The 12,072-nt window shown below is 61.8% G+C and carries 12 protein-coding genes and 1 tRNA gene; 10 read left to right on the forward strand and 3 right to left on the reverse strand.

The window, feature by feature from the left end:
* Window positions 1-326 precede the first annotated feature (326 nt).
* A complete protein-coding gene (locus tag ACMGDM_RS04360; protein ID WP_436802883.1) occupies window positions 327-1,145 on the reverse strand; it encodes a DUF6236 family protein in 819 nt (272 codons plus the stop codon).
* Window positions 1,146-1,770: 625 nt separating this feature from the next.
* On the opposite strand from ACMGDM_RS04360, the gene ACMGDM_RS04365 reads away from it, so the two are divergent.
* From ACMGDM_RS04365 to ACMGDM_RS04385, 5 genes are all read left to right on the forward strand, one after another.
* A complete protein-coding gene (locus ACMGDM_RS04365; RefSeq protein ID WP_436802884.1) occupies window positions 1,771-2,349 on the forward strand; it encodes a recombinase family protein in 579 nt (192 codons plus the stop codon).
* 909 nt (window positions 2,350-3,258) lie between these two features.
* Window positions 3,259-3,522: a hypothetical protein gene (locus ACMGDM_RS04370; protein WP_436802885.1), complete on the forward strand. Its 264-nt coding sequence runs from the start codon at window positions 3,259-3,261 to the stop codon at window positions 3,520-3,522.
* A gap of 23 nt (window positions 3,523-3,545) precedes the next feature.
* Complete coding sequence (locus ACMGDM_RS04375; RefSeq protein WP_436802886.1) at window positions 3,546-4,043, forward strand: hypothetical protein; 498 nt, start codon at window positions 3,546-3,548, stop codon at window positions 4,041-4,043.
* Between the two features lie 196 nt (window positions 4,044-4,239).
* Window positions 4,240-4,758 (forward strand): hypothetical protein, encoded by a 519-nt coding sequence (locus ACMGDM_RS04380; RefSeq protein WP_436802887.1) that lies wholly within the window; start codon window positions 4,240-4,242, stop codon window positions 4,756-4,758.
* A 17-nt stretch (window positions 4,759-4,775) separates the two neighbouring features.
* Complete coding sequence (locus tag ACMGDM_RS04385) at window positions 4,776-5,609, forward strand: hypothetical protein (protein ID WP_436802888.1); 834 nt, start codon at window positions 4,776-4,778, stop codon at window positions 5,607-5,609.
* Window positions 5,610-5,973: 364 nt separating this feature from the next.
* Here ACMGDM_RS04385 and ACMGDM_RS04390 read toward each other — a convergent pair whose 3' ends face one another.
* Together ACMGDM_RS04390 and ACMGDM_RS04395 are read right to left on the reverse strand one after the other, a co-directional pair.
* A complete protein-coding gene (locus tag ACMGDM_RS04390; RefSeq protein ID WP_436802889.1) occupies window positions 5,974-7,539 on the reverse strand; it encodes a DUF6538 domain-containing protein in 1,566 nt (521 codons plus the stop codon).
* Between the two features lie 92 nt (window positions 7,540-7,631).
* Window positions 7,632-7,718 (reverse strand) — tRNA-Leu (locus tag ACMGDM_RS04395).
* A gap of 188 nt (window positions 7,719-7,906) precedes the next feature.
* Here ACMGDM_RS04395 and ACMGDM_RS04400 point away from each other — a divergent pair.
* The 5 genes from ACMGDM_RS04400 to ACMGDM_RS04420 all read left to right on the forward strand — a co-directional run bounded on the left by ACMGDM_RS04400 (window position 7,907) and on the right by ACMGDM_RS04420 (window position 12,052).
* Complete coding sequence (locus ACMGDM_RS04400; protein WP_436802890.1) at window positions 7,907-8,836, forward strand: complex I NDUFA9 subunit family protein; 930 nt, start codon at window positions 7,907-7,909, stop codon at window positions 8,834-8,836.
* Between the two features lie 45 nt (window positions 8,837-8,881).
* Window positions 8,882-9,691, forward strand: a complete 810-nt coding sequence (locus tag ACMGDM_RS04405; protein ID WP_436802891.1) for an undecaprenyl-diphosphate phosphatase — start codon at window positions 8,882-8,884, stop codon at window positions 9,689-9,691.
* A gap of 152 nt (window positions 9,692-9,843) precedes the next feature.
* Window positions 9,844-11,283 (forward strand): NAD(P)-dependent oxidoreductase, encoded by a 1,440-nt coding sequence (locus tag ACMGDM_RS04410; protein WP_436802892.1) that lies wholly within the window; start codon window positions 9,844-9,846, stop codon window positions 11,281-11,283.
* On the forward strand, window positions 11,280-11,576 hold the full coding sequence (locus tag ACMGDM_RS04415; protein WP_436802893.1) for a nucleotidyltransferase domain-containing protein: 297 nt from the start codon (window positions 11,280-11,282) through the stop codon (window positions 11,574-11,576). Before ACMGDM_RS04410 ends, ACMGDM_RS04415 begins: the two co-directional genes overlap by 4 nt.
* Entirely contained in the window at window positions 11,573-12,052 is a 480-nt protein-coding gene (locus ACMGDM_RS04420; RefSeq protein ID WP_436802894.1) for a hypothetical protein, read from the forward strand. The genes ACMGDM_RS04415 and ACMGDM_RS04420 overlap by 4 nt, the downstream gene beginning before the upstream one ends.
* The last annotated feature ends 20 nt before the right edge of the window (window positions 12,053-12,072 follow it).

A 12,072-nucleotide genomic window follows, 5' to 3' on the forward strand; every position in this document is an offset into this window, starting at 1 on the left:
ATCATCTGGCGAGTGCGATGCCATCTCCTGCCGGCTAGCTTCGCAGCGTTGACGTCGCGTTAAGCGCAGCCGCTTGCGCTAAGGCTGGCATAGCTGCCCTACAACGATCAGTTATGATGCAACTGACTATGAGCAGGCGCCAAACTCGCCCGCGTCCCGGCGTCGCAGCGCTTCGGGGAATAATGGTGCCTAGAAGAGGATTAGACCGGGGGCACCAAAAATGGCGGATTTCTGCGGTTTTTTGAAAGGGCGTCGGGACGGTTGTATTAGCCCTTTGTACTAGCTGAGGCAATACACAGCCCGCCCCGGAACTCACGACAGGAGTCTCATCCCCCAAACTCACGCTCGATCCTCGCAAGATATCGGAACGGGGAAGGCCCCTCCCTCCGCCCTGCTACACTCTTGATTGACAAGCCCGCTACCAATCCGGTCGCAACGGCAGCCGCTGACTTAGTGAGATCGAAGTGTTGAGCAGCAATCATGGTGCCGCCAGCAGTCACCACGCTGCGTACTGCGGTGGCCCAGTCCAACTCAGCCTTTAAGCTAGCAACTGCTTTCGAGATGTTAGACTCACGAGCCTTCGCCAGATAATCGGCAAGAGCGACATCGAATTTTTCCCGTTCAAGCTTGATCGAGCGAATGTCACCCTCATTAGACAGCTTGATAGCCATCTCTTCGAGGTTAAAACGTACAGCTACAAGCTCGTCACGGTGCCTTTCCTTAAATGATAACAGGTCTTCGTATGGTGTCGAGACCGATGGCACTACGATGGAGTTTTGCAGTTCAATCTGAAAAGCCAAACCAGCATGTAGCTCAGCCTTAGGAACTATGTAGTTATCGTATTGCGGCCACAAGGACCATTGGCCAGCATCACGCTTTTCTAAATGCTTGTACACCTCCCAAGCGTAATTAGCCATTTGATCGTAGCTCAACCCTTGAGAGAAGCTAGCCCTGCTTTGCTGGCCAAGTCCAAGAGACGCCAACTCAATGTCCACCTCCTCCGAAGTTCCAATGATATTGTTGTCTGGCTTATCGAGCTTGTCGACGAAAAGAAGAGCGACCTTGATGACTCCTGGGTCACTAGGCCGGCCAGTGAAGTTGATACTATTACTCTCAGAACGCCCGATTTCCGCAGCCAGACCCAAGACGCCGCCTCGCTCACCCTTTGCGAGTTGCGGAGACAAATCAACTGTGGGCGGAGGGAAATGTCGGGGGACTGAACGCGAGGCTGCTAAGAAAGGCGGCACTACAGGGATGTTTGCACCAACCGATCCAAGAAAAGGAAATTTTCTACCCACCCCGCCTTGACCCCCATCGACAATGGCCTGACCGCTTGCAATTCGCCTACGACCTATTTTCGGTAGAGATATGCGAGAGGGCCACTCTGACAAGAGCGAGTCCGGTTCTCCCCCGTATCCCCACCCGATCCGGTTGCAATTATGACACGCGTAGAGCGGCTTGGGTTGGCCTCCCTATCAGAGGTGGAAAACCAGCTTCACGAAGAGGCTAAGGCCATACAGGGCAATGCCCCATCCGATCACCAAGCCGAGAGGGTGCGGCGGCGGCTGATCATCGTGCGGCGTCATGCCTAGCCCGCTAACCGTGGCCCTGTTGAAGTAGCGTTAAGCGCGTCAGGCCACTGGGGCCGGCATAGCCGCATCTAAATCGACCGGTTACGATACAGGTTGGATCATTGTATCGAAACCTAGCTTGACAGGCATAGCGATACGATCCACATAACGAGCCACGTTACCAATACAGGAGGCCGCTGTGGCTCGCACCTTCGCTTACTGCCGCGTCAGCACCGCCGATCAGACCACAGACAATCAGGTGAGGGAGATTGAGGCCGCAGGCTTCAAGGTCGATCCCAAGCGTATCGTAGCTGAGACGGTATCGGGGTCCGTTGCCGCCATGGAGCGCAAGGGCTTCGCTAAGCTGGTTGATCGGCTGGAAGCCGGGGATATCCTGATCGTGACCAAGCTAGACCGGCTAGGCCGCAACGCCATGGACGTTCGCAGCACTGTGGATAGCCTCGCCAAGGAAGGCGTGAAGGTGCACTGCCTAGCCCTTGGTGGCGTCGATCTGACTAGCCCAGCCGGCAAGATGACCATGAGCGTTATCGCTGCCGTAGCTGAGTTTGAGCGGGACCTGCTGGTAGAGCGGACGCAAGCCGGTCTGACCCGCGCAAAGGCTGAGGGCAAGGCGCTTGGCAGACCATCGGCCCTCACTGCCGAGCAGCAAGCTACCATCCGCCAGCGCCGCAGTGAGGGGGCATCCCTTGGCGTTCTCGCAGCCGAGTACGGGGTATCCCGCGCTGCCATTCAACGGGTTGAGAAGCGAGCCGCCTGACGACCCGGCCAGAATGCCCTGAGAAGCCCGTGTGAGTCGATTTGGGTAGCTCAGGGTACGGACCTAGCCGGGAGGCTGCGGAGGCGCTGAGATCGGGTGTGAGAGGCCGGCCCATGTGTCGGCAAATCTCGTCCGCCATTTCGGGACCGTATAGCTACTAGAACATACTCTCTCACGCCCGATCGAATCCAGTACCGTACCGAGATAGAAAACCTTCATTACCGCCACGCCCGTTTAGCCGGGGAACGCCTGACAGTGCGTAACTGTAGATACCTTAGAGCCGAGAGGCTTAGCTTTATAGCGACGGGGTGTGCCATCTTTACGGATTGCATACGGGTATCGGACACCGGCAATACAAGCGACGTATGATCTAACTCAAGATGATATAGCTGTAGTTGCTCCTCCATAGCGCCTTGGATACGGATATCTATCTGTAGAGGGAAGGACGGGGGGACGACCGGATACAGCTCAGTATTCCTAATCTAAGATGATATTAGATAGCTATGTATATCTAGTATCCTAGGCACTCTACGGCTTGATACCGTAGCCGCCACACTCATCCTTCTGATTGCTCAGTGATCCGATACCGAGGCTCCCCTTGGCCTCAGATCGTAAGCGCATAGATGCATCTGGTTTACTGGTCATGGTCCCAGCTTTCCTATGCTGATCGTTGAGCAATCCGAGGGATGACCCTCTACGATTAGCGATGATACCCTTGTTTTAACTGTTGGCCCGGTGCGCTCGGGTATCATCGCTATAGGCCTGTCAGCTACCTGTTCCTGTTGTGGGAAGCTGGCAGGCTCCCCTTTTCATCATTGCAATCTACCTGTTCTCGTTTGCTTACGTGCAAGCGGTGCCTCTGTCTTTGACTTTTGACAAACTAACTCCGTCCATTCCGAGGATACTCAGATGAACCCCAGTCCTATTAATCTCGATCGCCTCTTCGATCCTCGCGTTGCTGCCCATGTCCAAGGTGCAGACAGCCGTATTCGTGGAGGCTTCCGCCTTGCTCTTGATGTGCTTGGCATTCCACTCCCCGGCTACGCTGAACGTAAGCCCGCTGGCCGTCCGTCTATCGCAAAGTTGATGGCCGCTGCTGATGCCGACAGCGGCACGATCCACACCTACCGGGCTGAGAAGCTCAAGGTAGGTCCCTTCGCCCCCCTTCGATAATCTCCCGCACGCAAGGAAATACCATGACCAACTTGAAGCCTACCATGTTGATTGCCGCTGAAATTGAAAGCCTCAGCGCCGATCTACTCAAGGTGAATGCCACCATCGATCTTATCGGCAAGCCTGCCATCACCAAGGCCAACGAGATCGCTAAGGCCCTTGCTGATGCGAAGGAGCGGCTTGCTTCTGCTCTTACTGATGAACAGACCGAGGCTCGCAATATCCGCCTTAGCCAGTTCTCCGATATCCGGGTAGACGTAAGGTCCGGTGACAGCCTGATGGATACCGGCTTCACTATCCACTACTCTCAGATGGCTTGGGATATGTCGCTAGGCGAAACGGTAGCTAAGCCGCATACTTGCAACGGCTTCACTAATCTTGCTGACAACGCCTACGAATACCTGATTACCGTCAAACCTGAGGCAATCCCGGCTCAGATTATGGCCTTGGCTCCCGGTGATCCAGAGCGCGCTATGTCCGTCTATCTTGCGGGTAAAGCTCGCGGCTACTTCAAGGGCTAACAGGGATGCTCGTAACCACCCTCCCCTATCCGGGTGTAGGGATACGAACCAACAAGCTCCGCCGTTTGGGAGCTAAGACTATCTCCGCTGTTGAACGATACCCGCTGCTCAATGCCGGCAAGACGCATCCCGACAAGGCTAGCCTCGCAGCGTTCTACCTAGCTTGCGCTGCCGCTGTCGCACTGATGGTCAAGCCATGATGCCGGACCTGCATGACTATGGAATGGGAGAAGCGCCCAAGCCTCCCCGCTCTTTCCCGCCTGACCGCAGGCCACGCGGATGGACCGTTGTTCCGGAGACGCTACCTGATCTGATGGTGCGAGCGGGGCCATACGCCGATGCTGCCAAAGCTCATCTAGAGTGGAGCGCCGTCACTGCATGGCTAATGAAGGATGGCGACAAGGCTCTAGCTGCTGCGTTCATACCTGTCCAAGCTGCTAATCTATCCGTCCTGCTAGCTAGGCACGCTGCTGAGCATGAAGCCAATTGGCCGAAGCTATCAGACAATCCCGTGCCGCCTGCACTCTACGACCTGCCTGAAGATGCTCAAGTCATCGCCCGCCGTATGGCTTATGACATTTACGATTTGTGGGAAGCTGCTGGCCGCCCGTATCTCAGAGCAAGCGATTTCAAGTTTGCCTTTCAATATCTCGTCGCCGCTATCCGCAAAGGCATCATCCCGCCTGTCCCGACGATAGGCGATGTATCCCGCTAATCTACTAAGGATATTTCATGACCGCACTTACTCCGCGTCAAGCCATAAAGGTCAAGGCGGCTCTCTCGCTTATGAACATACATGGCCACAATCCCCGCACTGTGCAGAAGCAGGCTCAAGACGATATGGCTAAGGGCATCCCTGCTAATGTCGCTTACAAGAATGCCATTGACGGCTTCATTGCCCGTGTCCCTGCCATGGGCAACACGCTGCATACTGCCGTTGATCTGATCCACCAAAGCGATGATGCTACTGTGGCACTCTACGACAAGGCGCTTACCGCCTACAACAATAGCGGTGATGAAAGCCACTTGGACAGCCTCGCTCCTATGATTCTTGAGGATGCCAAGGCGCTAGCAATCAGCAAGGGCGAGGTATCGGAGGCAGATGCCGCCAACTGGTCGATTGAGGATGCGCTAGGCACCAGCGACGAAGCCTTTGCGGAGACGCCGGACGTTCCTGACGCCGCCTCGATCCCACCGGGTCAGACCGTGGCTAGCTCGTTCGGCTTCAATGGCCTCCCCAGCCCTGCCGCTCAGTCCCCCACAGCGCCCGCTCAGGCCCCGGCACAGGGTCCGCAATGGGTAGAGGGCCCGACCGGCTTCACCTTTTCCCGGCAGGCTCCTAGCGGCCCTCAGGCGGGTCAGAGCATGACCGGCTATGATCCCTTCCGGGGCGGGCAGGGCGTGACCGGGATTAGGGTAGCTCAGACCGGCGACGCTGCCCGCCGCTCCCATGGCACCCCGGTTGGCGACGTAGCCTACATGCAGACGGCTACCGGCATCCGGGTTGCCCCGACCGGGGAGCAGGCCCGCCGAGAGGCTGGCGTACCGCTCGGCTACGAGGCCTAATCAGCGCCCCCGTCTAGATTGCCCTAGGAGAGTCGCTGAGAGGCGATAGCCAATCCCGGCCTACAGATACCCGAACGCTTCCCGATGAGTCCTCACGGGCTTCTCTGGGGAAAATTCGGGTATCTGTATGCGGCTTCCGGGTTGACGATGGAGACGACGACCTCTCCAATGCTGAGGCGGAGCGAGAGGTTACCATGAGTGAGATTGTGAAGGCCGCGTTGATCATAGCAGGGGGTTTGGTCGCAGCGGCTTCAATCATCGTCTATTACTCGGCCTATCAGTCCTGCCTGAGAAGCTATGACGGCATGGGTCTCATTGATCGCGGTCGCACCGCCTGCGCTCGTGCCAATCCCTAGCGTCCAGATTAGGGAGCATCCTGACCAATAGCTGAGAGTGTCGGGATGATTATTCCCGGCACCCGGTAAGATTCGATAGCTGCTACCATCACTCGCATAGATGGTGCAGCGCCGTACTTGTCCGCAGCGTCCTTCCCCTCATGGCCTTGGAACTGACGGCATACCCGCTCAGGGATACCGGCATCTACGGCATAGGTTTTCCAAGTATGGCGGAATGAGTGAAAGACCTTGGCCTTATCATCAATTCCGCACTCTTGCTTATATCGGCTGAACCACTGGCCTACCTTGTCCGTCAGCTTCTGCCCGATGCCGACAGGCTTTAAGCCGGGGAACACGCGCCCTTGCTGATCTGGGAGCTTGGTCACGTACTCGATAAATCCTAGCTCGATCAGCTTAGGATGCAGAGGGACAAGTCGCTTACTCGCTTCGTTCTTAAGCTGATTACGCAAGGCTACACCCTCAGGCGTATCTGTGATGTCGAGGCACCAAACCTCTTGCCGCTTGTCATCATCGTCAATGTAGGCTTCTCGCCTCACGTCCTGCGCCCGAAGCTGCCCGATCTCTTCCCGTCTCGCTCCCATATACAGAGCTAGCAAGGGCAACCAGTAGACAGCTTCACCATAGCCGCCTTTTGGCCGCTCGCCCTTGGCATGAACCGGGCCAGCAAACAGGGCATTCAGGTCATCAATCGAGAAGTCTTTGCGCCTCTCTCCCCGCTCCGTGACAGCCATCTTAACGTCACGAGCTACGTTTACGGGTACGATATCCTCTTGTGCAGCCCACTCTAGCAGGGTCCGCAGGTAGGCCAACCGATCCCTAACGTTCTTCTGCGAGCGGGCGGGGTCCTCGATCAGCTTACGCTTGTAGGCCATCACATCGGCCTTGGTGATAAGCTCGACGGACTTGCGGCCCATCATGGAATTGAACAGCTTGGCATCGCGCCAGTAGGCGTCCTTGCCACGGGGAGACGGCTCCCGCTCAGCCGCCCACCCGTCGAGGATATCTGTGTCTAGGTAGATGCCCTTGCCCTCTCCCGGCTTTGCCTCGGGGGCGTACTCAACGGCCTGATTTTGAGGCACTGACGGGAACGAGGCTCTGTCGAAGCGAGCTTGCAGAGACGCGACCAGCGCCGCAGCATTCTCCCGCTCGTCGGTAACCAGCAGCTTGCCAGCCCTAGCCACGTCAGCCGGGGAAGCCTCCGTCTCGATCCCCGCCGCCAGAGCATCCATGACAGGCTCTAGCCGCTCAATCTCCATGTCTTCGGCAAATCTGACCTCGGCCACAAGCTCGGCCTGTAGCTGGTCAGCCTCCCATTGCCTCCGCTCCCGCTCGATCTGCGACGCAGGCTTCGCCGGCTGTGGGACCGCAGCGGACCTATCCCGCTCAGCTTGCTTGAGCAGCTTGTGAGCCGCCTTCGTCATATCGGGAATGAGGGCCTTAGCGGCCTCTCGATCCTTTAGGCCCAAGGAGCGCTTTATCTCCCGCTTGCCAGCCATGAAGGGGCGCAGGTCCGCAGGTATCCCCATGCGGAAATAATAGACCCCGTTCGGGGCGCGATGGAGGTAGGAACACATCGGCTTCTGGCCTCGTACGTTTGTACTAGACGCTCGTCAAAAAGCCGCTGATTTCCGCTGTTTCCTAGCCTTTTCAAGGCCTAGGTACAAAGTGGTGCCCAGAAGAGGACTCGAACCTCCACGACCTTGCGATCGCCAGCACCTGAAGCTGGTGCGTCTACCAATTCCGCCATCTGGGCACGGGGTAGGCCGGCGCCTCTAGGGGGTGCCGCGGAGGGTTGTCAACACGCTTTTTCGCCGACCCTGCGGCGCCGCGGCATGATCGCGCGTCGCTGCCCTGTTTCGGCCCCCATCCGGCCTTGTCATCGGCCGGCGCGGCGGGCAGAGCGGCGCGCGTAGCGGAAAGGCGTTCGAGATGAAGGACGGCATGAACGACAGACTGGTCACGCTGATCGGCGGCGGGGGATTCCTCGGCCGCTATGTCGCGCAGGCCCTGCTCAAGACCGGCGCGCGCGTGCGCGTGGCGCAGCGCGACCCGCGCCAGGCCTTCTTCATCAAGCCGCTCGGCGGCCTGGGGCAGACCCAGTTCGTCGCGGCGGACGTCACGCGGCCCGAGACGATCCAGCGCGCGGTCGCGGGCGCGGATGCCGTGGTCAATCTGGTCGGCACCTTTGCGGGCAACCTCCAGCGCGTCCATGTCGAGGGCGCGCGGATCGTCGCGGAGGCGGCGCGCGACGCCGGCGCGGCGCTGGTCCATGTCTCCGGGATCGGCGCCGATGCGGGCGGTGACTCGGTCTATGCGCGCACCAAGGGCGCGGGCGAGCAGGCCGCGCGCCAGGCCGATCCCGCCGCGACGATCCTGCGCCCCTCCACCGTCTTCGGCCGCGAGGACCAGTTCCTCAACCGCTTCGCCGGGATGATCGCGCGGCTGCCGGTGGTGCCGGTGCTGCGCCCCGCGGCGCGGTTCCAGCCGGTCTATGTCGTCGACGTCGCGCGCGCGGTGTTCGCCGCGATCGCCGACCGCGACACGCATGCCGGGCACACCTATGAGCTGGGCGGGCCCGAGGTGCTGTCGATGCTCCAGCTCAACCGCCGCGTCGCCGAGCATATCGGCCGCCACCCGCATTTCGTGACGGTGCCGGACGGCGCGGGCGCTTTGCTCGCCGCGCTGCCGCTGACCCCGATCTCGGGCGACCAGTGGAAGCTGCTCGGCCATGACAGCGTCGTCGGCGCGGGCGCCGAGGATCTCGCGGCGCTGGTCGTCGAGCCGACCCCGATCGACGCGGTCGCACCCAACTGGCTGGTGCGCTACCGCAAAGCGGGGCGCTTCAGCATGATCAACCAGACCGCGGGCTGACCGGCGCGCGGGAGACGCGCCGGTGGGTTCGGGGGGAGAAAGAACGTGAACGACCTGCTGATCACCATCCTCCTCGGCATCGTCGAGGGGGTCACCGAGTTCCTGCCCGTCTCCTCCACCGGGCATCTCGTGCTCGCCGGCGCGCTGCTGGGGCTCAAGGAGGCCGACGCCACCTTCGACATCGTCATCCAGCTGGGCGCGATCCTGGCGGTGATCGTGCTGTTCTGGCGGCGCTTCCTCAAGGTCGGCGAGGGGCTGCTGCGGCGTGATCCCGGCGCGCTCCGCTTCACGCGCAACGTGCTGCTCGGCTTCCTGCCCTCCGCCGTGGTGGGCGCGATCGCCTATTCCTCGATCCGAGCGGTGCTCGAGGCCCCCGGCGTCGGCCCGACCGTGGTGGCGGTGGCGCTGATCGTGGGCGGCATCGCCATCCTCTTCATTGAGCGTACCGTCCCCCCCGCTCCCAAGAGCGAGGTGGAGACGATGTCGTGGCGCGTCGCGCTCGGCATCGGCGTGGTGCAGTGCATCTCGATGATCCCCGGCGTCAGCCGCTCGGGCGCGACGATCATGGGCGCGCGCGCGATGCGCGTCGATCAGGAGACCGCCGCCGAGTACAGCTTCTTCCTCGCCATTCCGACGATGCTCGGCGCCACCACGCTGGCGCTGTGGAAGAGCCGCGACCTGCCCGGCCATGTCGATTATGGTGCCATCGCGATCGGGTTCGTCGTCTCGTTCATTGTCGCGCTGCTGGTGATCCGCTGGTTCATGGGGGTCGTGACCAAGCACGGCTTCGCACCCTTTGCCTGGTACCGCATCGTTGCCGGCACCATCGCCTTGGCGTTGCTCGCGCTACATTGATCCGGTGCGGACCTTCTTCTCACACGTGAGTGGAAGGTCGATGCGCAGACGCGCAACAATCGAAGTTTTTACGGCAGCTTTACTGACTTAATAGCCAGAAAGTGCGTGACTCACCTATATCGGTGTGAGACGTCGGCTGTCGGAGGACACCGATGGCCGACATGCTCAAGTTCGTCGAACGCGCACAATCCTATCCTGCCAAGCGCGGGGCGGCCGATCGCGCCGACGACTTCCGCGAGATCGCCGAGCGCTATGCCACCCCTGCGGCGGCGGACCAGGCCGGGCGCTGCTCGCAGTGCGGCGTGCCTTACTGCTCGGTCCACTGCCCGCTTCATAACCACATCCCTGACTGGCTGCGGCTCACCGCCGAGGGCCGGCTGCGCGAGGCCTATGAGCTGAGCAACGCCACCTCGACCATGCCCGAGATCTGCGGCCGCATTTGCCCGCAGGACCGGCTGTGCGAGGGAAATTGCGTGATCGAATTCTCCGGCCATGGCGCGGTGACGATCGGCTCGGTCGAGAAGTTCATCACCGACAAGGCGTGGGATGAGGGCTGGGTCGAGCCGCTCGTGCCCGGCCCGGCGCGCGGGCAGTCGGTCGGCGTGATCGGCGCCGGTCCCGCCGGGCTCACCGCGGCGGAATACCTACGCGGTCACGGCTATGAGGTGCATGTCTACGATCGCCACGACCGCGCCGGCGGGCTGCTGACCTATGGCATCCCCGGCTTCAAGCTGGAGAAGCCGGTGGTGATGCGCCGGGTCGAGCGGCTCAAGGCGGGCGGGATCGTGTTCCACGAAGGTTTCGAAGTCGGCCGCGACGCCACGCTCGACGAGCTGCGCGCGCGCCACGATGCGCTGCTGATCGCGACCGGCGTCTACCAGGCGCGCGCGATCGACCTCGCCGGCAACGATCTGGCGGGCGTCGTTCCCGCGCTCGACTATCTCACCGCGTCAAACCGCAAGAGCTTCGGCGACCATGTCCCCGCCTTTGAGGACGGCCGCCTCAACGCCGCCGGGCGCGACGTGGTAGTGATCGGCGGCGGCGACACCGCGATGGACTGCGTCCGCACCGCGATCCGCCAGGGTGCCAACAGTGTGAAGTGCCTCTACCGCCGTGACCGCGCCAACATGCCGGGTTCGCAGCGCGAGGTCGCCAACGCCGAGGAGGAGGGCGTCGAGTTCGTCTGGCTCGCCGCGCCGGCCCGCTTCAGCGGCGCCGAGGGCAAGGTCAGCGCGGTCGAGGTCAACCGCATGCGGCTCGGCGCGCCCGACGCGAGCGGGCGGCGTGCGCCCGAGGTCGCCCCCGGCGGCGCCGAGACGATGCCGGCAGACCTGGTGATCAAGGCGCTCGGCTTCGACGCCGAGGAACTGCCGCGACTGTGGGACGCGGCCGAGCTGGGCGTGACGCGCTGGGGCACGGTGCTGGTCGATTCGAAGACGCTGATGACCAGCCTCGACGGCGTGTTCGCGGCGGGTGACATCGTCCGCGGCGCCAGCCTGGTGGTGTGGGCGATCCGCGACGGCCGCGACGTCGCGGCGACGATGCACCAATATCTGCGCGCCAAGGCGAAGAGCGAGAAGGTCGCCGCGTGAGGCTGCCGCCCGATTATGTCGTGGCGATCAAGGAGGCCGCGCGCGAGGCGTTCGGCGAGGGCGCGGTGGTGCGCCTGTTCGGCAGCCGCGTGCGCGACGATCTGCGCGGCGGCGACATCGACCTACACGTCGAGACCGACCCGCTCGACGACGAATGGGGCGCGCGCGGCACGTTCGAGGACGTGCTGTTCCGCCGCATCGCGCCGCAGAAGGTAGACGTAATCGTCACCGAGCGCGGCGCCGTGCCGCGCGGCTTCGAGCGCATCGCCTATCGCGACGGGATCGTGCTGTGACGCCCGAGCAGGAGATCGTCGTCGACCTGCTGCGCGCGCTCCGCGCGCTCGTCCGCTCGACCGAGGAGACCCTCGGCCTGCTTCCCGACCTACCCGAGACCGCGAGCGAGTTCGCCGCCCTGCCCGTGATCGCGCGCGTCGCGTCCACTGCCGCGCTCAAGGACTTCGAGCAGCTCGAGGACACGCTCAACGCGCTGTTCCGCACCGTGCTGCGCGCGATGGGGGTGCGGCTGAAGGGGCTCTACCCGCTCGATATCGGCCATCGCATGGAAGAGCTGGACGTGCTCGATGACGCGCCGCGCTGGCTCGAGGTGGTGAAGCTGCGCAACGAGCTGGTCCACGACTATCCGGTGGAGCCGGCCGACCAGCTGGCGCGGCTTCGCCAAGCGCTCGGCCACCTGCCCTTCCTCTTCGACGCCGCGGTGCGGATCGAACGACTGATCGAGCGCCGCGCGCTGCTGGCGGAGCGGGGCTGATGCGCCGCCCGTCTTTCTCG

The organism is Sphingomonas larreae (assembly GCF_051400595.1).
Lineage (GTDB): Bacteria > Pseudomonadota > Alphaproteobacteria > Sphingomonadales > Sphingomonadaceae > Sphingomonas.